The organism is Enterococcus sp. AZ078, assembly GCF_051714985.1.
In the GTDB taxonomy this organism is placed as follows: domain Bacteria; phylum Bacillota; class Bacilli; order Lactobacillales; family Enterococcaceae; genus Enterococcus_B; species Enterococcus_B hirae.
The window spans coordinates 31,722-55,031 of record NZ_JBIOSW010000003.1 but is presented as its reverse complement, the minus strand read 5'-3'; the positions used below and the strand labels follow the sequence as shown (position 1 = coordinate 55,031).

The window sequence follows — 23,310 nt, the reverse complement described above, 5'->3', positions numbered from 1 at the left end:
TAGAAATCGATTCAAAAATATCCATGAAAATTGTTACTTGGACATTAACAAAATGAAGAAGAATTCTATAAATCATGTTGATCAATCAAAGAAAATGAAAAAAAGTGATTGTTTTATACAAGAAGACGCTTCAAACTTTCTTGTTATACCTGAATCAAGAAATCCTAAATGTGGAATAATACACGATTATTGTGAAAACAATTGAGGATTTTTGCCAAAAATAGCTTAAAAAAGGAGGTTTCTCATGGAAATAGTACAATGTGAATATTATAGAGAGCAGTCATCAAATCATCTATACAAAGCAATTGGCAACCAATCATTGCCTGATGAATACAGGGATAAGGAAAGTGAGGAATTTTATAAAGATTATTACTATTTTTTTGTGGTTGATCCAAAAGAAACTGATTTAAAAAAGCTGATGTTTCTTGATTATGTAGACACTAAAAAATTAGATTTAGTTCCTGCTACAAAAAAGGAAGTGGAGTTCTATAAAGCAATAGAACTCATACTTCAAAATCAAGAAATATAAATATTATAAAATAATTCATCACTAAAAGGATTAACAGCTATTTCTTCTTGAAACGAGCAAACATTTAAATAAATTGTTTCTTTTAAATCGTATTTCCAAAATAAAGGAAGTGTAGTATATACTTCAAAAGATGTTTTATTTTTGTTGATAAAGCTATCATAGATATCGGTATATTCATTTTGAATATATTCTTTTGAAATAAGCAATGAGGGATTGTATGTTTGTCCATTAGAGTGTGTTTTATACATTTTAAAAACTATTCTTAAAACTTTATCATTGTTTGTTTTTTTTAAATTAGCCAGTCCATAATAAATACTAGGATATTTTCTGTTTTTGAGGTTTTCAAATAAATAGTTTTTATATATGGGTTTAAATAAAAATTTGATAGGGATAATAGCACCTGATGTTTGACGGATTATCTTAAATTCAGGATTGATTTTGTACATTTCAACATGATCTTGCAGTGTTTTTAAATGTTCTTTTGACGATTTTGTTGGTATTGTACAACTTTTATTTTGTTTTTTCGTATAGCAATTGGTTATATCATTGACTTCTATTTCATCGGTTCTAGTAGGTTCCTTTTCAGTTTTAGAAGTTTTTCTGGGAGAAAAACCATTTATACTTGATAAATCAGAAACTATTTCTTCAGATTTAGAGTATTTGAATTTTTCTTCATTTGAATCATTTTTTGAAGAAACATGATTATAGTTACTAGGATGATAATCGCAAGACACAATATGCTTATTTTCTGAAATAGACTGATTAACAAAGGTAGGGCTATTTTTACTATCTTTACTAATAGAACGACAAGTAATAGGGGCTGAGCAATTTTTAGTAGGACAAATAAAATTCCGTTTATCTAAGACATAGTGATCAAATAAACTTCTTGCAGTAAATGGTGATATAGCAAAATCCTCATGTAGATAAGAGTTATTTTTCAAGTGTTCAATTGCTTCTTTATCTGTAGGAATTGCTTTAGTAATTAAACGACTCATATCATTACCTCTCTTTTTTTATTTAATTTTATCATGAATTAAATTTATAGAAAATTTGAGAGAAGAAGAAAAAAATAAAGATTTTTGAAAAAAATATGAACTATATTTATTATTGAAATATTTTGGTTAAAATGAAGGAGGGTAATAAAATAGTGAATAACAACTGTGATAACCAAGTTTCTCCTAACTTAAAAGAAGGAACTTGGCAAGTAGAAGATCATACGTTGTGTGAAGAATGTTCGGAAGAACTATTTTTCAAAATGAAGGATAACTACCATGAATTTTCTTTAAGTATATCCGTTTTTTTAAATTGTTTGTTTATTGCAGAAAAAGAAGGGGATGTTCCCCGACTACCAGATTCTTGGTGGGTTCAAATCCGACAAAAGATTCCTGCAGAAACTATATCGAAAGAAGGAAAGGAAGAAAATTTGTAGATGAAGAAAACAAGTAAACTATTGTCTGCTTTATTGTTATTAGGTCAAGTTATTGGTTATACTCCATCTGTCTTAGCAGACGAAGAACAATCAACTGTAGCGACAGAACAATCAACGACAGTGAATACAGATCGTTCTACAACTGATAGTACAGATACAACTAAGGAAGAAACCACAACAGATTCTTCCATTGAACAACCTGAACAAAAACCAAGTGAATCAAACGATCAGACGACTAACTCTACGGCAGATAGCTCACAAACAACAGAGTCAAAACCAGAAACAACTACTTCTGGTACGATTGACTCTAGTCAACCAGAAAATAATACGCAAGATACTACTGAGCCTTCAGAAACGATTCCTGTGGAACAGCCAACTACAAAACCGAGTGAATCGGGCAATCATGGAGCAACACAATCAACGAAGCCTGCGGAAATCACTCATTCACAATCGGTTGCGACACAGCCTTCAACAACTGGACAAAATGTGCAACCAAAAGCAGAAACAAAGGTACAAGCTCAAACTGTGCAAGAAGAGTCAAAAGCTTACCGTCAAGCACCAACTGCGCCCATTCAAGAATTAGTACCTTCTAGCAAACAGGATAATAAAGGAAACATTCATTTTGAAAAAGACGAGTCTGTCGAAAGTTTTATTCGTAAAATTGGCGAATCTGCTCGTAAAATTGGACAAGAAAATGATTTGTATGCTTCAGTCATGGTTGCTCAAGCGATTTTAGAATCGGCGAGTGGTCAAAGTCAATTAGCCCAAGCGCCGAATTACAATTTATTTGGTATCAAGGGTACACATAACGGAAAAGGTGTCTCTTTTGCGACACAAGAAGATTTAGGTAATGGGACACTTTATACTACTCAGGCAACTTTTAGACAGTATAAAAACTACGAGGATAGCTTAAATGACTATGCTCAACTATTGAAAGAGGGCTTAACAGGAAATAGATATTTTTACGATGGTGTTTGGAAAACGAATGCGAAAACTTATCAAGAAGCAACGAAATTTTTGACAGGACGTTATGCGACAGATACTAGCTACGATAAAAAATTGAATGGTTTAATCGAAACCTATGATTTAACTAAGTATGATAAAGAAGTAGCGGGTCCAAAATTAAATAAAAAAGGATATGCCGTTCCATTAAAGAATTACACGATTTCTAGTCCATTTGGTAATCGTGGAGGAGAATTTCATCGAGGAATTGATTTAGCCGCTGCACAAGGCGAACCAATCTATGCTAGCAAAGCAGGAACAGTCGTTAAAGCAGAGTTTCACCCTTCATGGGGGAATTATGTAGCTATTAAGCATGAAGACGGTACAACGGCTTTATATGCGCACCAGCAAGAATATCAAGTCAAAGTGGGCGATAAAGTTAAACAGGGACAAATTATTGGTTATGTTGGCTCTACTGGGAACAGTACAGGTAGCCATTTGCATTTTGAACTTTGTTTAGATCATAGCTTAAATCAATCACAATTGGTTGATCCAAAAACAGTCTTATTCTAAGGAATAAGGCTGTTTTTTTAGGAGGAATAACATGCGATTATATATTGTTCAAAAATTTTTTGATAATGAATATCTTGAAGATCATATTATCTTTTATGACGAAGACATGATGATTCAGTATTTAAGAGAGATTAATCAATCTAGTTTCTTTACTTATAGAGGAATCGATGTTGATCCGTTTTTTGAAGATATAGGAAAAATTTTTTTTGATCCTCATAAAAGTATTTCAGAACTTTTTGATGAATTTAGAAAAAATATTAAGCCAGAATATCAATTTTTGGCACAAGAATTGTTTTATAGATCCTGTCCTCTTACTATAAAAAATAAAACTTTTATTTAATGAAGTGAGATGTTGGATTCAGAAACAGTCTTATTCTGATGAATAGTTTTTTTATTTTCATGAATAAAAGAAGGAGAGATTAATATGTTATTTTGTCTAGGTCTGTTTGTGGGTGCTATGTTTGGAATAGGAATCATGGCACTATTAGTTGCAGGAAAGCAAGAAGATCAACAATTTGGAAGAGAATAAAAAACAGATTTATTTAATTTTTAGGAGGAAGTTTTAATTTGAACAACCAAGAATCGAATTTATATCCTGTTAGGGATCTTGTATTAAAAGAAAAGGACTTAATTTTTACTGTCTATGGGAAAGATATTATTAAATCTCGTGTTTCAAGAAAAATGAGAAAAGGAAAGAGCGGTATAATCGAAACTGAATATTGTTATTGCTTGCCAGAAAAAATAATCAAAAAAAAACGATTTTATCAAAACCAATTGCCAAATGCTCGATACATTAAGAAATTATGTATTTTAAATAATGAGAGAAGGATTGTTCAAGAAATTCCTATATTGAGGGTTCTTCAGTCAAGAAGTGGGGCATTAAATTTTGGAATTGATCGTCAGACTTTTACGGAAGAAATGAAGAAATATGGAAGTATCTCAATTCAATAAACTTGGTGATCCCATTCGATTAACAGATTATGTGAATGAATATGTCTATCATATTAAATACATCTTAGAAAAAACAACATTTGTAAAGTTAACAGATTCATCGATTCAAAAGATGTTGAGAATGGAAGAGATTCGTGCAGAAACAGTATGGTATACGTATTATGAAACAAATTTTCGCGCACCAGACTATCATTTTTTACAAAATGAGCTGATTAATTTTGGTTTTTTTCGGTTATCTTTTTTTGAACAAGTCACACAAGAGGAAGAGAAAGGTTTTATTAGCGTTGATAATTTTGTTTATTGTTATATTTTGCGGTTAAGAGAAGAAAAATGGCTTTCTTCTCTTTTTTTTGATCCCAAAGATCTACATTTTATCGAACGCTATGCGAAGAAAAAAGCAAGAGATTATTTTTTTGAACGAAATCAATATGTGGAAGGATATGAGTTCTTTTGTATTTCAAGAAATCCATATATGCAACGGCTTGGATATAAACAACTAAAAAAAAGTTTTTGGTCTGATCCGTTAATTTGTCAATACACCAAGAAGGGGGTGAAGCCAGTGAAAGAATAAACTGGACAAAAATAAAAAGAGGAGTGTAGTAAATGATTATTATTTCAGGGATTATTTTATTGATTATTGGTGCATGTTTAGGTTATCAAGTTGCTTATTTCCCGAAGTTTAAAGAATTGCAACAAAGGCGTGCAATACAAGCTTATTTCAATCTAAAATCCAATGATTATACGTACTTTTATGAGGGAGTGGAAGATTCCTACATTTTAAGTGTGGAAAATCGAGAATATCGAATTAAATTCTCACTGAACAATCCAATCAAGGTAGTTTATGCAGTGGAATTAGAAATGAGTAGTGACGAAATGGTGGAATAAAAATGATCATTGAATTTTTAGAAACAAATGGGTTGGAACTTCAATTAAATCAAAAGATGGATTTAGACAAAGGGTTTGTCCAATTGAAACGTCAGAATGAGGAATTGATTGCCCGATCAGAAATTGGCTGGTGTAGTTTTGCCATCTATGCAGAAGGTCAAGAAATACCTGCCTATGAAGGGGAATTTGATTTACCCGTTCAAGAATTTCATTTAGTTCGAATGATTGAAGAGAATTTTAAAAAAGAAAATGAGATCGACAGTCAAGTACAAGCATTTTTAGAGGTTTTGAATCATAGTTTGCCGAAATACTATCGTTTAAAACCAGAAAAAGATGTGAAACAAGTGAAAGAGAAAAAGGTCAGAAAAGTTTTTACAAAAGAATCAAGAGAGTTACCCCAAAAAATGGAAAGAGCCATTCAAGAAGTACCTAGAAAGGATCACAAAAAATGGTTTTTTGTTTTTACTATTTTAATAAGTGGTTTTTTATTTGCTCAAACGACCTATTTCTCAATAAAAATGAATCAGTCGACACAAGAAATTGTCCAACTTCATGATCAATTGGAAACAATGAAAGAAAAAGTGAATTCTCAAGGACAATTAGATACTTTTTGTCGGTATTTTTTAACAAATTTTTATTCGAAAGAGTCTGATAAAGAAGTCTATCAAGAAAAAAATAAAGTCTTTTTATCAAATCGGCTGATTGATCAGCTTTCACCAACCGAAACACCAGTAAAATCCATTTTATCGTGGAGTATACAACCAAAGAAACAACAGTGGATCGTTTCTTACGTGATTTCCTTAGAAGAAAGTGAAGGAAAACAAGTCACTAAAAAAGTGACTTTCATGTTGAAAGAAAATAATAAAAAATATCAGGTTACTCAGTTGCCTGAGTTGGAAAATTTTGAAATCAATTCATAGAAAAGAGGAAATGAACATGAAAAAAATGATTTTAAGTACATTATTTAGTGCGACTTTATTAATGGGAACGGCAGGAACTTTTGCGGATACGATCACTCCAGAAGAACCAACAACACCTCCTAGTGGAGAAGTGACTCCACCAACGGATGGAGGAGATCAGCCAAATGACCCAGTTCTTCCACCAGATACAGGAGACAGTGGCACAGGAGGAGATACTGGCACAACGACACCACCAGATACAGGAGATAGTGGTACAGGTGGAGGAGACACTGGCACAACGACGCCACCAAATACAGGAAATGATGGTACAGGAGGAGATACTGGCACAACAACACCGCCAAATACAGGAGATAGTGGCACAGGAGGAGATACTGGCACAACAACACCGCCAAATACAGGAGATAGCGGTACAGATGGAGGGGACACCAACACAACAACACCACCAGATACAGGGAATAGTGGTACAGGAGGAAATACCGGTACAACGACTCCGCCAAATACAGAAAATGATGGTACAGGAGAAAATACTGGAACAACGACTCCCCCAACGAATGGGAATAGCGGTGAACAACCAACGACACCTCCAACAACGAACGTAGGAATCAATTCAGATGGAACGATCAATCAATCTGGAAATGCGGTACAAACAACACCTATTCAAACAAACAATGTTCATGAGTTAACACACATTCCTACGGCTTCTACACCAGTTGAAACAGATACAGGAGAAAAAATCGTTTCTGTGATCGATGGCGTACCTTATAAGCAAACGGAACAAGGATTAACACCTGTTACGGCAAATATTACAAAATTGCCAAGTGGAAATATTGCAGTCAAAGGATCAGACGGACAAATGAAAGTTTTGCCAAAAACTGGTGAAGAAACAACGTCTGCTATAGTTACGTTAATAGGAGGTATTTTAACTTCTGTTAGTGGTTGGTTCTTCTGGAAAAAACGTCGAGTGTGAACGAATCGATGAAAAAGAAAAAAATATTGATTTTGTGCGGGCTAAATTTTTTGCCCGTACTTCTTTTTATTGGCTTTTTTTTCATTTTATTGGTTAGTCTTACGACTCTATCTGAAGATGAATCGGTAGACTGTTCGGCATTCGTTGAAACACCTGCAGCTAATATTGTTGCTACAAATCAAGGTTCAGAAAAAAATGGGCTACAAATTGCGATGGAAATCAAAAAGAAATTTCCAACCACCCCACAAGGTCTTGCAGGAATGCTTGGAAATTTTGAACAGGAATCCAGAAATATGCCTACGGCAATCGAACGCCCGAATGATCCTTTGTCAGGACATGGGATTGCCCAATGGACGGCAGGAAGAACAACAAATTTGATGAATTTTGCCAAATCAAAAGGGAAAGACTGGTCAGATTTGGGTTTGCAAATCGAGTTTTTGATTCATGAATTGGAGACAACAGAAAAAGTGGCACAAGCTGCTTTAAAAGCTTCAACTGTCGAGGAAGGAACCGCACAATGGCAAAAATTATTTGAACGTGCTGGAGATCCAATGATGGGTAATCGCTTAAATTATGCCAATCAATGGTATGCCAAGTTGAGTTCAAACGATCCAATTGCACAAGTTACTCTAAGTAATGGTGCCACAGCAGGACAACAAGATGAAATGGAAGCATGTATAGACGAAATTGCAACATCTAATGCAGACGGCAACGTGTTAAAGGTAGCTAAGAGTTTGATTGGCTATTTTCATTATTCGCAACCATTACGTACACAATTTGGTAGCGTAGAGTCTCCAGATAAAAATGGGTATGCGGATTGTTCAAGTTTTGTGTGGTTAGTGTTAACAAAAGCAGGATACAAAACACCTGCAAATGTTGGATGGTTTACTGGAAGTATGACTAGTGACGCAAGAGGAGCAAAGCAATATTTACAAGAAGTATCTCCATCCGAAGCCAAAGCAGGAGACGTAGTGATCGTGAATCTTGGTTCAGGTGTCGGAAATGATGGACATACAGCTATTCTAGCAGAAGATTGGCATGGATTAACGACCAAAATCGTTGAACAAGGCGGTATGAATCACAACGGCGTAGGCGAAGGACAAGTGGATCTATCTTTTAGCTATTTGTTAAATGGGGGAGACATTTGTTTGGCTCGTCCAGTAAAAAAATGAAAGGAGTTTTATATGAAAACACAAAAATGGCTTGTTTTTTCAAGTATCGTACTTGTTTTAGTCGGTTTAGGTGGCTATTGGTTTGTTCATGAACAAAAAGCTCTTTCTCAAGAACAAACGTCGTTAAAACAACAAAAACAAGCATTCAATGAACAACAAAATGATCAGAAACAGGTCATTAGTGAATTACGTTCGTCGATGCAAAAGTTAGAAAAAGAAAAATCGGTATTACAAGAAGAGAATGAGGTACTAAAAAATAATGATGCTTCCGAAAAAGGAAATCTTCAACAATTCACTAAAACGGTAGAAAAGGCATTTCATGCCTTATTTGACTATGATCCAGATACTTTTTCAGAAAGAAAAAAGGCATGTGAACCTTATCTATCGACAAATTTGATGGCTCAATATTTCAAAGAAAGCAGTTCTTATGGTGATTCTAATGGCGTTTCCTCAGAATTAGAAGCATGTACACTTTATACTAAAAGTGTACAAAACAATGAGTTAAAGGGGTTAGTTGTCGTAGAATATCAGAATAAAATCGGGAACAGCTCGTGGAACAAGGCAATGAATGTTTTTCAAGTGACGTATGATCTTTCGTCAAAGAAACTAATGGCGATTCAAAATTTAGGCAGTAGCTTTAATGGATCACTCTTAGAATAATTTAGAAAGCAGGGAAAATATGGAAACTTCTTCAAACAATTACCAGACTGAAGAAACAGTTGAGAAAAAGAAGACAATCAATTCTCAAATATCAGGATTTGAACATTATCGCCCATCGATACAATTAGCATTGTTTGTATTATGGCGTATTCATCAAAAGCAGTATCAAGTTGGCTCACGAATCTTTTATGAAGAAGTGAAGGAAGCACTCAGTAGCAACAACCGTACCTATAGTTTGACTGCTTATAAAGAAGCACTGGCTTTTTTGGAGGGAGCAGGTGCAGTAGTTAATGAAGTAGTAATTATTGAAAAAGTACCGAGTTCTTTGATTCAGCGGTACAAAATCGGACATGAGTAAAATAAAATTCAATCCAGAATTTGTCCAAAGTAAAGCAACGAAAAAATCGAAAAAAACAAGAAAAAAGATTTCGTTTGGAGCGGTATTTTCTAAAAAAAAGCCAGAACAATCCAGCCGAACGATTCAATTTTCAAGAAAAAGCGCGCTGAGTATTTTCTCAGGCGTTTTTTTCTTTTGGTTTTTTGTCATGGGATTCGTGCTCCTCCTAAATTTTGGACGAATTGATACATTGACTCGTATAGCAGCTAAAAAGCAAGTCAATCCGACAGTGTTGTTAAAGCAAGTCAATCAAGGCTTATCCAGTACGGAACAAATGAAATATGAAGGAACAAAATTTGTTGAAAAACTTTTTGATTTGAATAAAGAAAAAATGGAGGAATGGGAAAATAATCTGTCTCCCTATTTATCTCAAGGACTAAATGCTTCAGATTTAGGTTTTTCCTCTACCACTTATTCAAGGGAAGCCAAACAAATTTCCTTTATCAAATCAGAAACATTGAATGAAGCAGAGTCTATGTATCGTTTATTTTATGATGTGACGTTTACAGAAGGAAATCAATGGAAAGACTGTCAAATATCTTTTCCAGTAAGTTTTAAAGAACAAGAATTAAAACTACTTGATGCCATTGAATTTCTCAGTTTACAAGTAACAGAAAGTAAAAATCACGTCACTTATCGTTCAGAAAGATTTCTAGCGAAAGGGACAAATGTTTCAGATAATGAAAAGCTAAAAATTGAAGAATTCTTAAAAAAATTCTTTGAATTATATGTCAAAAATGACGAGAAATTGGCATTGATTGCCAACGTGAATGGTTTAGAAGGTGGAACGTTTAATCATATGCAATTGGAACATATTGTTCAAACGAAAGAAGGAAACTATGTGGCTCAAGGAAACTATACGTTTAGCTTCCAAAAAGATAGTTCGTTCACTTCTCAATTCACAGCAAATATCAAACCAAGTAGTGATAGCTATTTTATAACTAAATTTAATGAATAGGGGACTAGAAAATGAAAATTTTTGATATAAAATCATTATTTGACGGAGTGTCTACACAAGTAATTTGGTTGTTAGCACTTGTCGCAATTGTAATGGCTGTTTGTGCATATGCCACACAAGGTTTTGCGAGATCTGCATTTACCATTATCGGCGTGTTTCTTTTAATCATGTTAATTCTTTTGTTATCTAATGCAACAGAAATTGGGCAATGGTTGAAAGATCAGATTTGGATTGGTGGTGATGTAAGTGATGGTACAGTTCAAACCATCTTGCCATTCATTCGATTGATGTAGTGAAAAGAGAACTATCAGGAGCTTGATGCTTCTGATAGTTCATTTTTAGATTGGGAAGTGTTGATGATGGAATATAACTATACAAAGGAATTTAAACAACCTCACAAAATATATGGAATTGGTGATCGTAAAATTCCATTTCTTAGTAATGGTGTACGATTGGAACAAATTGTTGTATTTGGTGTTTTTTTGGTAATTTTAGGTATCTTTTTTCTTTTTGGGTTACTTAGTGGAAATGGATTTTTGCATACCCTAGTCACTAAGTCCTGGATTTTGATGATTGCAGGAGTGGGTGTCATCGTTTGGACACTCTTTTCATTAAAGTGGGACAATAAAAATTTTATTGATTATCTCATTGGTAGAGGAACATACTTCAGCAAACGAAACAATCGTTATGAACATGGGTTATATGTTCCTCTTTTTCGTAAAAAAGTAACTTATTCAAATGTAAGGAAGAAAAAATTATGAATAAGATCACTTTTTATTTACCTTACTTTGAATTATTGACTTTGTTAGAAACAAGTTTAACTGATTTTAAATTAGTTAAAGAGGAGGAATTAGAACATAGAATCAAAAAATACCAACGAGAGTTTATTAATCACTCAAAACTTTATTTTGTTGAGTATGAAGCTGGTAATGAAGAAGAAAGAGACGTTTATCATTTAAATCGTTCTTTGGAACAGCAGACATATTTGATTTTTACAAACGAATTAGAGATTCTTTGTATACAAGACGCAGAAGAGAAAGCAATTGAAATTGCGGAAATCATAGGAACAAATGCTTTTGAATTAATTGATGAAGTTAAACGACATATTTTATTCATCAAATTAAATAATGAATGGACATGGATTCCTTTATATAAATTGTCTGATGCTCCTCAATTTCAACATACATTAATTTCTTCTAGTAAAATAGACAAAAGGGATCAGTTTTTTTTCATGATTTTGAAATCTTAGTACATTTTCATTTGTTTTTGTTTGACTAATCCAAAATCTGGTATGAGTAAGGAGAATAATACATGAATATTATAAAAGGTAATTACTACAAAGTGAAAGATAAGGATCAAAATCTTATTTATAGGTCACTAGATAGTGTATCTGTTACGGAAAAATATGTAGATAAAAAAGAAGAGGAATCTTACAAAAATCATTATTGCTTTTTAGTGTTTGATTTATCTGAATCAGATAGATACAAGATTATGTCTATCGAATGCTTGGATGTAAAGAAAAACACTCTCATTCCTGCTACTAAAGAAGAAATGAGAGTCTGTGAAATCATCGAACGTATTAGTGATTATGAACCACCAGAAGAATATGAAAGAGGCGCACTTTGGTCGATTTCTAAAGTAGCAGAATCGATTTCTCATGCAAAAGGATTATTAGAAATATCTACTGGAAGATTATCAGAATTATCTTCGATAGTTATGTTTAAAAATCAAGGAGATATTTTTAATAAACTAGATGAAGTAGATCAGATTCTAAAAGAAGTTGAAACATGTATGGAAATTGAAAAAGTAAAATTCGTTAATTCAAATGAATTTCTAAATCATTAATATAAATACCTTTGCTCTTAGATAAATCAGATGTGAAAACTAAAGTCAATTTATTAGAGTATAACCAGTCAACTACTTCATATCCATATTTTCTTTTGATTTTGTCACGATGTTCTTTTTTCATATTTCTAGCTGTTCTTAAATACCAAGGAAAAATATTTTCTTCATCACGTGTACCATTACGTCTGCGATGACGATTGATTTGATTATTATGAGCTTCAAATAAAGTATCTTCAAATTGTTGCTGATTAATTTGAATAATCATATTTGAAGTTAAAGTTTCTAAGCGATGGATAAAATCTTTCCAAAAAGTTGACATAGACCAGTTTGGATCTTCGCAAATAATTTTTTTAACATCTTGAAAAGACAATGATTCCCAATAGCCATTAAAAACTAATTCATTATCATTTCTTCTGAAAATAGATAATTGTTTAACTGATTGCGCACCTAGGGGATTTGTAATAATAACAAGGATATTCCATTGCCTATTAACTAAATTTATTAGAACGGATATTTTCCCCTTTTTTCCATCTGTTAAATTTTTTTTATTATTATAATCATAATCATATCTATAAGGAGTGTTGATATATTGTGAAAGATAATCTAAATTCTTCATGACATTAGTAAAAATCATCATATCACCTCAATGAAAATTATTTTTATTTGAGTATATCAGAAAATAAAAAGGAGTGATAAATACGTTGATAAAGAAGCGAGAACCACAGCTACAATTTCCAGTAGAGACGATTATTCGTAATTTTCTTTTTACGACGTCACAAGATGTATGGGTGGGATATAAGCTTGTTCCTCAAGGATTTCCTTTAAACGATCTGGAATTTTTTGAAAAATATATTGAAGATGGCAAAGGAATGTTTGAACACGATCAATATGAGTATCATCTAGTCAATATTCCTAATTACTTTGATATCGAAGAACATATTGAGAGAACAATCAAAGAAACAGTCAAAGGAGATTTTTCAGATTTAGGTGAAATCTATTTCCGCCAAGCAGGAAAAATTTTAAAAGATGAAGTACAAATGAATGAATATGAAACGTATTTATTTGTACGATTTACGACGGTTGTTCAAGTCGCCGATCCTTTAGAATATCTGAATTTGTTAAAAGACATTGGAAAACGTCTCATGTATAAAATGACGGCACAACATGTGCCAGTTACCAGTGTACCTATTGCTTATGATCGTATGGAAAAACAATTATTTCATGATTTATCGAACTATAAAGAAATTGAACGTTTAACGCCACAAATGATGGGGCGTATTTTTTATTATCTTTTTCATCGGGCAGATAGTCGGATTCCAGAGCGAGAGTTATCGCCTATTGAAATGACGGAAGGGGTCATTTCAAATGAGAATGGCTATTTAGTAGTGGAACAAATTGATAAAAAACATTATTCCATTTTTGTTAGTTTGATCGAGTTACCAATGGCGATGTTTGGCAGTGGTTTTGTGCAGAATTTACAAGATAGTCTTTCTTTTCCAATTGAAACACATGCTCGTCTTTCCTTTAACCATGAAAAAGCAGATTTGAGAAGGATTGGAAAAATGGCGAATCGCATTTACGAACAAGATAAGGAACAAGGTCAAATTGACGGCATTTTAGATGAAGACGATGTATTGGCATTTGGTACGGAACGTCTTCAAGATTTGAAAAGAAAGTTAAAAGACAAAGATACTCGACTTTGCCAGCTATCGTTGACCTTTGTTTTATCAGCGACTTCAAAAGAAGTCGTAGAACAACGAATGAAAGATCTCGAATTTGCTTTAGATGGGACAGATTATAAGGTTTATCGTTCGGTTGCGGATCAACTGACTCTTTTTAATCAGTGTCTGATTGGTAGTAATCGTACTTTTCGGAGTTATGACCAAATCGTGACAACAGGATTAGTCGCAGACTTAGGGTTTGATTTGAAAAAAGAAATTGGAAATATTATTGGGATTCCTTTAGGACGAATCATTACTTCTAAAAAATATCATTCTGTCAAAGAAGCGTTGGCACTGTCTAGTAAAATTATTTGGTATTACCCTAATTTAACAAAAAAATACATTGAAGGGGCGATCCATACCAACGGAAATACGTTGATTATTGGTCCACCAGGTCAAGGGAAATCGGTTTTAGTTAAATATATCTTTTTGTGGTTGACCTTTTTAGGACAAAAGATTCTCTATATCGATCCTAAAAATGAAACAGAATTATTTTTCTCAAAAGCATTAGAAAAATATGGGTATATTCCTGAATTTTTAGAGTTATATCGTCGAATCAATTTTATTTCTCTGTCTGAAGATGACTCTTGTCGAGGTATGCTTGATCCACTCCTATTCTTACCAAGAGAACAAGCGATTCAGACGGCAAAAAGTATTTTAGAATTATTAGGAGAGGTAGACAAAAATCCCGCAACATCCGGACAAAAGAAACGAACCATACAAAATGCGATTGTGACAGTTTTAGATAGCATGAGACGAAATCATTTGACGAATGTGATTGAGGAAATACGGAAAACAGACGTTGAATTGGCAGATTTGTTAGATGGACATCAAGTAGGATTAGGGAAGATTCTTCTAGGAAATGATCAAAGTCAGCCAATTGATCTTTCTTCTCAAATCAATGTTCTTGGTACACAAGGGCTACAAATACCTACACAAAAAGAAATTGATGCAGGTCGATTAAAACCAGAACAGATTGCTGGTATGGCGATTATGGAAGTCATTATGAAGTTTACGTATGTGTTTTCAACGAACAAAGAAGAAGACGCAGCAATCATATTTGACGAAGCCAAGGGATTCGAAGATACTGCGCAGGGACAATTCCTCATTGACGATAGTTTACGAAAGGGACGAGCAAACGGAACGGATATTATTGCCGTTACACAGGCGTTTATGGATTATGATCGTGAAGATAAGAAAGAATTGATTTCTTATAAGTTTGCATTTCGTCCAAAACAAAAAGAGGCACGTAAAAAGGTATTAGGTTTCTTTGACATGGAAGCAAATGAAGCCAATTTGGAAATGATCAATCAATTGAAAGCGGGAACTTGTCTGTTTCAAGATCATAAAGGACGCAATCAACCAATTGCCATCGATGTTTTATTTGATAGTTGGCTGTTAGCTATTTCCTCAACCAATAACCAAGACAAAGAAACACAAGCAGCCTTAGCAATCGAACAGCATTAGCAATAAAATTAAATAAGTTTTGAGGTGATCACTTGAAAAAACGGTCATTGATAGGAGTACTCCTGATTATGGGGTGCTTTTTTTTATGGAAAATGCCCCTAACTAGTTATGCCGATCAATACAATGATGGGGTGGATGTGACAGAAACGAATGAAACGGAAAAGAAGGACGAGGTGAAACAAAATCCGGTTACGACGGATGTAGATAAAATTTATGATACTTATAAGGATAACTCTTTTGAATTAATGACAAAAGAGAAAGAAGGAAGTTTTTTAGGAAAAATTCCTGCCGCAATCTCGAATGTATCTGGAGTAATTAAAAGTTTTGTCTGGAGTGGGGTAAAAATGCTTGGGAGCTTTAATACTTCCATGGTTGAATTTTTATTTGATATGGACGTAGTGTCCAATATTAGAGAGCCTGTTCAAAAATTCACGTCAAATATTGCGACAAACATGTTAGGCATTGCAGGAACGATCGGAATTAGTTTTACTGCGATCGTTATGTTTGTAAAATTCGCTGGCGAAGGACAACTCAAAAAGTCGTTCTTTGTGTTTTTAATGACCATTTTAGTGTTTACAGGTCTTGTGATTCTCAAAGACCCAAAAGCCAATAATCAATTATTCAATCTGGCGTTTTCTTTAGATTCTACTGTTGAAACGGCTTTTTTAAAAACAACGCCTGTTTTAACGACAGAAGAAGAGGAAAAATATAATCAAGCTTCCGAAAATGAAGGAGAAACTGCAGATAAGAAGTTAACAACTGCAGGGGAAACGATTGCCGCAAGAGTGTTTTATAGTAATGTTTATGAGCCTTACTTGTTGTTAAACTATGGTACAACGGATATAAATACCATAAGGAAGCATAAAATTTTTTACAACAGTAAAGATTACGATCGAATCAATCTCCTATTAGATAATGATGTAGATACGAGTAATGGGGAGAAAATCCATGAGAAAGCTACAGAGTATGAGGCAGATAAGCTAAAAAATAAGCATATTCAATATTATAATAACTGGTCGAATGTGGGGTATGCCTTCTTTTATTTAGTAGTCAATTTAATACAAGCAGTGGTGTATTTCGTTTTAGCTATGTTCCGAATCGTCATAGGAGTCATGCAAGTTTTTCTCATTCCGTTATTTCCAATTCTTTTGTTCATTAGCCTATTTAAAACAGAGTTAAATGCGTTTTATAACTATGCCAAAGCTTTTGGAATATTGACTGCTTTAAAGAGTATGGCAGGATTTACTTGTATTCTATTTACCTCATTTTTAAGCTTTGGGTTCCAACTTAGTGTAAAAGAACATGATCCATGGAAGAAAATCATGATTATCCTGGTCTATTTACTTGCGCCTTTGGGGATTTACTTTTTCCGAACCTTCTTAGGGAGTCTCTTTACTGGTCGAGTAACTGCCAGAAATGCGTTAGCTTTTGCGACGACCCCATTCAGTACGGAACGCCGTATGCGACGTGCCGCAAAAGAACAACAAAAAGAACGAAGAGAACAGGCGAAAAAACGTCGCCAAGAAGAAAAAGAGAAACAGAAACGAACCCAACAAGAGCGAAGAAACAAAGGGAAAACTGGAGAGAATATCAAGCAGCCGAAGAATGCACAAGGTCAAAAACGAAGTGTGTATCGACGAGAAGCCTCTTCCACGTCAAATCAACCTCGGCATAAAGCACCAGGAACAATGGATAAAATGGCTCAACGTGCGAATGACTTACATGAACGAGCGAGGGAAGCAGAACGACAGGAACAAGCGAAAGCTCAAGAACAGCGTATACGTCGACCATTTGATAAGGGGGCAGAGGAAGTCCGTCGTTTATTGCGGAAGGAAAACCAAGGCTCAGATGATTTAAACGCACGCTCTAAAGTAGAAGAAACAGGTAGCCCTCATCGTTATCGCCCTTCAGGCATGACCGTTATTCCTCTTGTCTCAAGAGTGAGAAGACAAGGCGAAAAAGTTAAACATACGCCACGAACGGATGTAAATGAGCGGAAACGAAGAAATGGACAATCCAGCCATAAGCGGAAACAACAATATAGTTATGTCGTAGATAAAAACAGTGTAAAAGCTCGCCGAAAACAAGGAAATCATAATCAGCAACAACCAAAACAAGCAACGAGACAGATTCCAGGTCAAAAACAACGATTGACTGTGCCAACCTCGATTCATCGAGAAAGCCAAACAAGGCAACGTGTAGGTAATCAAGGGGGAGGTATTCGTCGTCCCGCAAGTGTTCGTAATCAAATGGCACGTGTGGATCGTGTCACGAAACAAATGACTCCTATTTCTGTACCGAAAAATTCAACCAAACAGGTAAAAGTACCTAATATGCCTAAAGAGCCTGTATCACGCACAGAACGACGCCAAATGAAACGACCAACCAAATATCCTAAATCCGAATCAAACGATTTAAACCGTACAAAAATACGGCGAGAAATAAAACCAAGAAAGAAAGGATGAACATTCAATGATGAAACAACCCAATTCTAATAATATTTTTGAACGAACGCTTTCAACCAAAAAAGTAGAAGAGAAAAAAATGTCTCGCTATCAACAATTGATGTTAATAGGGGTTCTTTTTGGGGTACTGTTGTACCCCTTTTTAATTGCAGGAATTGTTCCATTAGCAGTTGTGTTTTTCATCGATAAAAAAGATAAGCAGGATCATGTATACGATTTTGATTATGAGAGCTTTTTACAACGAAGAAGCTCTCTTTTTTTATTGTCAGCTCTGTTATTGACTGTTCTAAACCTTTTTTTATTTGTCTCAGTGATCCCTAGAGGTTATTTATCCTGTTATCTACTCTTTCCATTAAATCTTCTTCATACGACATTAAGATTTGGGTTTTCAACGATTGGTGCGTTGATTGTTGGTGGCTTAGGTATGGGATGTTGGTTGATCTATTCTGCTTCTTTTGTCGAGAAACGAAAAGTAATCTCGAAAGAAGAACGACAACAGGAGATTTTAAACTCGAAAGAATATAAAGAACGATTAAAAAATAAACATGAAGAGTCACAAAAATATACGGAAGAATATCAGCGAGAATATGCCCTAGCCATCGTCATCAAAGACGTTGCCCTTCGAAATAAACGACTAGAAGAACTGTCTAAAGTCTTGTTATTGGGAACAGACGAATACGGTTTGTCTTATGTTATGGCGTTTAAAGAGTTGAACCAACATGCCATCTTACCTGCGACAACCGGTTCAGGAAAAACGACGTTGATTCAAGTTTTTATAGAACATGCGGCGAAGTTTTCAATACCAGTTATTGTGATCGATGGGAAGGGGGCATTCGATACTTTAAAAGCTGTTCGAGAGATTGCGGAAGCCTATGATCGTCCATTTCGGGCATTTGTCGACCATGGAGACATGCGTTATAACCCAGTGAAAAATGGGAATGATGTTGCCGTTCGAGACAAATTGATTGGACTAGCAGAAACAGAAAGTGTTTATTATTCGACGGCCGCTAAATCATTATTAATGGTCACCATCCAGCTGCTCGACGAGTTCAAAAAGACACATCCAATTGAACGAAGTCTGCCTTTTATTCAAGAATATTTCTTACCTAGAAACGTCTTAAAGCTTTTTGCGGATCGAATTTTAGAAAAGAACCCTAAGCTATTTGAGATGGAAGTAGAAGTAAAAGCTGAGAAGAAAACGAAAGGAAAAGACGAAAAAAACAACGAAGAAAATCATAATGAATTTGACTTGATGATGGAAGAACAAGAGGATTCTTTAGAAGTAGAGGTCATTACTTTAAATCCAGATACGCTTCATTTATTGGATTTTTACTACTTGATCAAACAAAATAGGAGATATATGAGTAAAAAAGAACAAGATATTTTTAATCGGTTGTTTGTGCGTTATGAACACAAGAAAGATCCATTTTATTTGTATGTTACATCGGAAAACTTACAAAATAATATCAACATGTTATTGGATAGTGAATTAGGAGAACTGTTCCAAACAATGGGCGCAACCGATGAATTAGATATCAAAGAAGTGGTGAATCAAAATGAAATTCTTTATATCTCTTTAGATGGTTTGTTGTATAGCGAATACATTAGTGTTTTAGCACAAATGATCGTTGGAGACATTAATTTCTTTTGTTCAGAAGTCTATAAAAAAGCCAAAGAGCAACAAGAAATCAAGGATGTATTAGTCATTTTTGATGAACCTTCTTCTTATTTAAACGACGATTTCATCAGTCTTGTGAACAAAGGAAGAGGGGCAGGCATTCATGCTATTTTTTCACCACAAACGATGGCAGATATCGACAGAATCAATATCCATCTAAAAAATCAATTGGTGGGAAACGTAAATACTTTCTTTATCGGAAAGACGAATGCGCCGAATGAAATCGAATTTTGGGGAAATGTTATGGGAACTTACAGTGATATTGATGTAACAGATGTGGTCACACAAGAAGCTGGATTTTCGGATGCAAGTAAGCTTTCTTGGGAAGGAGATAAGGGAACAAAACGCCAAGTCGATCGTTTCAAAATCAATCCCAATCGAATACGAGATTTGCGACAAGGAGAGTTTGTTGTCTATCGAACTGCTTTAAATGTACGAGAAATTCCTCGTGTCGTTTATATTCGTAAGCCAAAAGTAAAGGAGTAAACAAAGGATGAAAAAGAGCTTTTTTCTTTGGGGGATTGTATTTATCTCCGCTGTTTTTGTTTGGATAGTGTCCATTTCTTTTAAAGGAAATGGGCATTTTTATCCAGAGAATTCTTTTCAAGAAGTGATAAAAAAGAAAGAGGAAAATCAATCCTTTTATCTTTATCTTGGAAGAAAAGACTGTAAAGAATGTCAACGAGTCACCAAAAAAATCGAGAAAAAATCTCAATCATTGCCCATGGATGTTTACTATGTAGACACGAAAGAAGAGACACAACAAGACCTTTTAAGACAATTTTTATCTAACTATCAAATCAAGACAGTGCCGACTTTTTTAGAAATCAAAAGAGGAAAAGTTCGGATAGTAGAGGAGAAAGTTGTACTACCTGATGGGTGGATCAATCAAATTTTTATGAGAAATAAAAAATAATTTACAATTGTAAACAATTAATGATTACAGTTGTAAATACTCAAACTATAGGGGGACTTACTGCTTAAAATAGGTTGAAATCTTACTCGATTTTTGATGGAAAATCAAAATAAATTCTAACCGATTTTGTTGAAAAAATTATAAAAAAACAAACGTAATTTTAACGAAATTTCAAAAAAATCGTTTGAAATTTCGTTTATTTTTTTTTGAGAAATTTTACCCACGTACTACCCATGTACCTATCCACGTAGTACCCATGTACCCCCCCCATGACAAATGAGCGGAGGGGCTTGCGGCGCTTGGTATTAAAGGCATTCTCCGCCTCCCAGGTTCCTGACCATTTTCTCTCAACGTGGTAAAAATCCCACTTATGAGAGAAAATGGTCAGGAACCTAAACGGTCGGCGAAGAAAACATACCAAGCGCCGCAAGCCAAACAAGATAGAGCAACAACAAGAAAAGTAAAAAGAAATAGTAAAAGATAGAATAAAATACATGGGAAAAGATCAACCCCTACCCCAATCTTTGGGGTCTCAAAACTAACTCCCCCTAACCCCTCTTTCATCCTCTTTTGAAAGAGGGGAGAATCCCCCCCTGGGACAACGCCCCAATGTTCTTGGGGCTGTCCAAAATGAAAAAAATTTGCAAGATAGTAAAAGAAAAACAAACATAGAGAAAAACTAGCAATTTGTTTAAATATAAAATTGTAAAAAGATAAAAAATATTGTATTAAAAACGGAGAGAAGTTCAAATGAAATATTTATTGCATGGTTACTATATTGATTATCATTCTAATAATAAATCTAAATTGTGTGTCCTTTGTTTATTGCATGAATTACGAGTGATTTCTCGAAGACAATTGTTAGAATTAATCAATTTAGAATTTTATTTAAGCATGAATGGATTGAAAGCTACACTTCGAGGATTAGTTAAAAATAATTTAGTTGATAAAAATTAAAATGGGAAAGAAGTATATTATTTTTTGACAAAAGAAGGTCATCTTAGTATCGGTGGTTTTTATACTTTTCCAAAAGTTCCAGAATATAATTTAAATCATCATCTTCAAATCAATAATTATTTAATAAAAACGATTCGTTTGGTAAAAGATCATGAACATCTAAAGCGAATTATTTCCGAACGAAGAATTGTTTATGAAGCCAAAGATTTAAATAGTCATGCGAAAGGTCGAAAATTTTTTGTACCAGATTTTCGCGTGCGATTTCGAGATAAAAATCGATTAGAAATCAACTGGTCTTTTGAAATTGAGCTAACGATGAAAACACGAAGACGTTATCGAAGTTCGATTTTTCCTAAATATATCAAAGAACTTGAAAAAAATAAAAATGCTCATGTCATTTACGTGACACCGAGTGGGGCAATTCGTGAAGAGTTAGAAGCATTCAAACGAGTGTTTTATCAAGCAGAAACGAAAAAAGATGCTCGTTTAGGAGAACTGTTCGATCGTTTCCATATTTTGTCTGATAAAAACTTTGAGACTGAATTAAAATATTTGCTTGAAACAGATCCTGGAATCAATTGGTTACCAGAAAAAGAAAATAATCTTTATCAGGATGGATCGGTTCAGGAGACATTAGAATTATTTGTGGAAGAGAAAAAAGGAGAAGAGAAAGAGGAAACTGAAAAAGAAGAAAATAAATCGAGCAAATCAAAAATGAAATTCAATCCAGAGGCATTTTGATGGAGATTTATTGTTTTTTGTTAGATAGGCATGCTATAATAAAAATGAAAAGAGGAGTTGCGTCAACAACTCCCCTTTAGACAGCACCGCTAAAGACGGTGGCGAGGTTAACTATTTATAAAAAGAAATAGCTTGTCTTCTCGCTAAAGTGACGGCTATTTCTTTTTGCTTTTTTTAGCTTCGATCAATGCTTGAATTAGTTTCACGACTGCAGTTAAAAACTCAAATAGAGCTTTGCCACAAGGCGCGAGAACTAAAATCAAAGCAGTGATTTCCGCAAGATGCAAAAGGCGTCTCCTTTCTATAAGATTTTGGAAGTACGCACATACGCACCACCTCACTTTCGATTGGATAGCCACCGTCATTAAACTTTACTGTCTTTAAAAAATTATAACACAGAAGTATGACCTCTAAAGAGAAATCTTTGGAGTTTTTTTTGTATAAAAACATGGAACAAAAGAGGTATTTCGCCAGCGATACAGTCGCCCTTGGCTCAAAACATACCTCTTTTTCGTTTGTTGGTTCATTGTCCATTAAATTCTTGGTGACTCCGTTCCTCCGTCAGTCGAATTTACCTTTGTTTGCGCTCCATTTTTACCATTTCCTACGCTTTCTAACTGCGAAAGCAGGTCGAAGCTTCAGCGCAAGCGCTGTTCAATCTGTTTCTCGTAAGAAGCTTCAAAAAAGGACAAGGGCAAGACAAGTCGCTCCGCGCCCCTTGTCCTTTTTTGAGGAAATGGTAAAAGCTCCGCAACAAAACGCAAACATATTGTACAAATTCAAGGTTACAAGAATAAAGAAGTTATACCAGAAAAGGTGCGAGAAGTAGCAAACAAGTGGGTAAAAAAAATTAGTTAAGGAGTTTTCCAATATAGAGAAGGAATCGTATACATGAGTATACGATTTGTTTGTTAGAATAAAGAGAAGAAAAAGTAGAAAGGTGTGACCAAAGTGGTAACTGAAATCGAGATGCTAGACTATGAACCTAATGAAGAAACAAAAATGGCGTTTAGAGAAACAAAAAAATTGTTAAAACAAACTAATTTAAAAAACGAAGAAGACCTAGATAGCTATTTTGATCGAATGCTTCGAGAAGCAAAAGAGGAACACGATACTGGAGTATGAGTAGCCATTTTT

28 protein-coding genes are annotated in these 23,310 nt (G+C 34.3%); 25 read left to right on the top strand and 3 right to left on the bottom strand.

Going from position 1 to position 23,310, the window contains the following annotated elements; genetic code table 11:
- Window positions 1-244: 244 nt before the first annotated feature.
- Window positions 245-529: a hypothetical protein gene (locus tag IGJ18_RS14545; protein ID WP_438843520.1), complete on the top strand. Its 285-nt coding sequence runs from the start codon at window positions 245-247 to the stop codon at window positions 527-529.
- Here IGJ18_RS14545 and IGJ18_RS14540 read toward each other — a convergent pair.
- Window positions 517-1,524, bottom strand: coding sequence for a hypothetical protein (locus IGJ18_RS14540; protein WP_185185139.1), 1,008 nt, complete (start codon window positions 1,522-1,524; stop codon window positions 517-519). The genes IGJ18_RS14545 and IGJ18_RS14540 overlap by 13 nt on opposite strands.
- 152 nt (window positions 1,525-1,676) lie before the next feature.
- Between IGJ18_RS14540 and IGJ18_RS14535 the strand changes: the two genes are divergently transcribed.
- The 17 genes from IGJ18_RS14535 (at window position 1,677) to IGJ18_RS14455 (ending at window position 12,228) form a co-directional block, all read left to right on the top strand.
- Window positions 1,677-1,958 (top strand): hypothetical protein, encoded by a 282-nt coding sequence (locus IGJ18_RS14535; protein ID WP_438843519.1) that lies wholly within the window; start codon window positions 1,677-1,679, stop codon window positions 1,956-1,958.
- A complete protein-coding gene (locus IGJ18_RS14530; protein ID WP_438843518.1) occupies window positions 1,959-3,473 on the top strand; it encodes a peptidoglycan DD-metalloendopeptidase family protein in 1,515 nt (504 codons plus the stop codon).
- A gap of 31 nt (window positions 3,474-3,504) precedes the next feature.
- Window positions 3,505-3,813 carry a hypothetical protein gene (locus IGJ18_RS14525; protein WP_438843517.1) on the top strand — a complete coding sequence of 103 codons (309 nt, stop codon included), beginning with the start codon at window positions 3,505-3,507 and terminating at the stop codon, window positions 3,811-3,813.
- Between the two features lie 84 nt (window positions 3,814-3,897).
- Window positions 3,898-4,002, top strand: coding sequence for a DUF3789 domain-containing protein (locus tag IGJ18_RS14520; protein WP_438843516.1), 105 nt, complete (start codon window positions 3,898-3,900; stop codon window positions 4,000-4,002).
- 38 nt (window positions 4,003-4,040) lie between these two features.
- The gene (locus IGJ18_RS14515; protein ID WP_181915216.1) at window positions 4,041-4,424 is read left to right on the top strand and encodes a hypothetical protein; all 384 of its coding nucleotides are present in this window, start codon (window positions 4,041-4,043) and stop codon (window positions 4,422-4,424) included.
- Entirely contained in the window at window positions 4,402-4,995 is a 594-nt protein-coding gene (locus IGJ18_RS14510; protein ID WP_438843515.1) for a hypothetical protein, read from the top strand. Before IGJ18_RS14515 ends, IGJ18_RS14510 begins: the two co-directional genes overlap by 23 nt.
- 32 nt (window positions 4,996-5,027) lie before the next feature.
- On the top strand, window positions 5,028-5,309 hold the full coding sequence (locus tag IGJ18_RS14505) for a hypothetical protein (RefSeq protein ID WP_181915214.1): 282 nt from the start codon (window positions 5,028-5,030) through the stop codon (window positions 5,307-5,309).
- Window positions 5,310-5,311: 2 nt separating this feature from the next.
- The gene (locus tag IGJ18_RS14500; RefSeq protein ID WP_438843514.1) at window positions 5,312-6,229 is read left to right on the top strand and encodes a hypothetical protein; all 918 of its coding nucleotides are present in this window, start codon (window positions 5,312-5,314) and stop codon (window positions 6,227-6,229) included.
- 16 nt (window positions 6,230-6,245) lie between these two features.
- On the top strand, window positions 6,246-7,196 hold the full coding sequence (locus IGJ18_RS14495; RefSeq protein WP_438843513.1) for an LPXTG cell wall anchor domain-containing protein: 951 nt from the start codon (window positions 6,246-6,248) through the stop codon (window positions 7,194-7,196).
- Window positions 7,197-7,285: 89 nt separating this feature from the next.
- Window positions 7,286-8,368: a phage tail tip lysozyme gene (locus IGJ18_RS14490; RefSeq protein ID WP_438843512.1), complete on the top strand. Its 1,083-nt coding sequence runs from the start codon at window positions 7,286-7,288 to the stop codon at window positions 8,366-8,368.
- Between the two features lie 12 nt (window positions 8,369-8,380).
- Entirely contained in the window at window positions 8,381-9,028 is a 648-nt protein-coding gene (locus IGJ18_RS14485; protein ID WP_438843510.1) for a hypothetical protein, read from the top strand.
- Between the two features lie 19 nt (window positions 9,029-9,047).
- The gene (locus IGJ18_RS14480; protein WP_081123545.1) at window positions 9,048-9,386 is read left to right on the top strand and encodes a hypothetical protein; all 339 of its coding nucleotides are present in this window, start codon (window positions 9,048-9,050) and stop codon (window positions 9,384-9,386) included.
- The gene (locus tag IGJ18_RS14475) at window positions 9,379-10,383 is read left to right on the top strand and encodes a conjugal transfer protein (RefSeq protein ID WP_325822100.1); all 1,005 of its coding nucleotides are present in this window, start codon (window positions 9,379-9,381) and stop codon (window positions 10,381-10,383) included. The genes IGJ18_RS14480 and IGJ18_RS14475 overlap by 8 nt, the downstream gene beginning before the upstream one ends.
- Before the next feature lie 47 nt (window positions 10,384-10,430).
- Complete coding sequence (locus IGJ18_RS14470; protein WP_241547375.1) at window positions 10,431-10,676, top strand: hypothetical protein; 246 nt, start codon at window positions 10,431-10,433, stop codon at window positions 10,674-10,676.
- Window positions 10,677-10,742: 66 nt separating this feature from the next.
- Entirely contained in the window at window positions 10,743-11,144 is a 402-nt protein-coding gene (locus IGJ18_RS14465; RefSeq protein ID WP_325822098.1) for a TcpE family conjugal transfer membrane protein, read from the top strand.
- Window positions 11,141-11,632, top strand: coding sequence for a hypothetical protein (locus IGJ18_RS14460; RefSeq protein WP_161638177.1), 492 nt, complete (start codon window positions 11,141-11,143; stop codon window positions 11,630-11,632). The genes IGJ18_RS14465 and IGJ18_RS14460 overlap by 4 nt, the downstream gene beginning before the upstream one ends.
- A gap of 62 nt (window positions 11,633-11,694) precedes the next feature.
- A complete protein-coding gene (locus IGJ18_RS14455; RefSeq protein ID WP_161638178.1) occupies window positions 11,695-12,228 on the top strand; it encodes a hypothetical protein in 534 nt (177 codons plus the stop codon).
- On the opposite strand, the gene IGJ18_RS14450 is transcribed toward IGJ18_RS14455, so the two are convergent.
- Window positions 12,200-12,844, bottom strand: a complete 645-nt coding sequence (locus IGJ18_RS14450) for a hypothetical protein (RefSeq protein ID WP_438843509.1) — start codon at window positions 12,842-12,844, stop codon at window positions 12,200-12,202. The two genes, IGJ18_RS14455 and IGJ18_RS14450, sit on opposite strands and share 29 nt — an antisense overlap.
- Before the next feature lie 85 nt (window positions 12,845-12,929).
- Here IGJ18_RS14450 and IGJ18_RS14445 point away from each other — a divergent pair, with 85 nt between their 5' ends.
- The 6 genes from IGJ18_RS14445 to IGJ18_RS14420 all read left to right on the top strand — a co-directional run bounded on the left by IGJ18_RS14445 (window position 12,930) and on the right by IGJ18_RS14420 (window position 22,173).
- Window positions 12,930-15,416 carry an ATP-binding protein gene (locus IGJ18_RS14445; protein ID WP_438843508.1) on the top strand — a complete coding sequence of 829 codons (2,487 nt, stop codon included), beginning with the start codon at window positions 12,930-12,932 and terminating at the stop codon, window positions 15,414-15,416.
- A gap of 68 nt (window positions 15,417-15,484) precedes the next feature.
- Window positions 15,485-17,881: a hypothetical protein gene (locus tag IGJ18_RS14440; RefSeq protein WP_438843507.1), complete on the top strand. Its 2,397-nt coding sequence runs from the start codon at window positions 15,485-15,487 to the stop codon at window positions 17,879-17,881.
- A gap of 7 nt (window positions 17,882-17,888) precedes the next feature.
- The gene (locus IGJ18_RS14435; protein ID WP_161638181.1) at window positions 17,889-20,045 is read left to right on the top strand and encodes a TraM recognition domain-containing protein; all 2,157 of its coding nucleotides are present in this window, start codon (window positions 17,889-17,891) and stop codon (window positions 20,043-20,045) included.
- 7 nt (window positions 20,046-20,052) lie between these two features.
- Window positions 20,053-20,475, top strand: coding sequence for a thioredoxin family protein (locus IGJ18_RS14430; RefSeq protein WP_438843506.1), 423 nt, complete (start codon window positions 20,053-20,055; stop codon window positions 20,473-20,475).
- Between the two features lie 825 nt (window positions 20,476-21,300).
- Window positions 21,301-21,432, top strand: coding sequence for a hypothetical protein (locus IGJ18_RS14425; protein WP_438843505.1), 132 nt, complete (start codon window positions 21,301-21,303; stop codon window positions 21,430-21,432).
- A 24-nt stretch (window positions 21,433-21,456) separates the two neighbouring features.
- Entirely contained in the window at window positions 21,457-22,173 is a 717-nt protein-coding gene (locus IGJ18_RS14420; RefSeq protein WP_438843504.1) for a replication-relaxation family protein, read from the top strand.
- A 155-nt stretch (window positions 22,174-22,328) separates the two neighbouring features.
- On the opposite strand, the gene IGJ18_RS14415 is transcribed toward IGJ18_RS14420, so the two are convergent.
- Window positions 22,329-22,460 (bottom strand): hypothetical protein, encoded by a 132-nt coding sequence (locus tag IGJ18_RS14415; RefSeq protein WP_257007406.1) that lies wholly within the window; start codon window positions 22,458-22,460, stop codon window positions 22,329-22,331.
- A 664-nt stretch (window positions 22,461-23,124) separates the two neighbouring features.
- Here IGJ18_RS14415 and IGJ18_RS14410 point away from each other — a divergent pair.
- On the top strand, window positions 23,125-23,298 hold the full coding sequence (locus tag IGJ18_RS14410; protein ID WP_161638187.1) for a hypothetical protein: 174 nt from the start codon (window positions 23,125-23,127) through the stop codon (window positions 23,296-23,298).
- Window positions 23,299-23,310 lie beyond the last annotated feature (12 nt).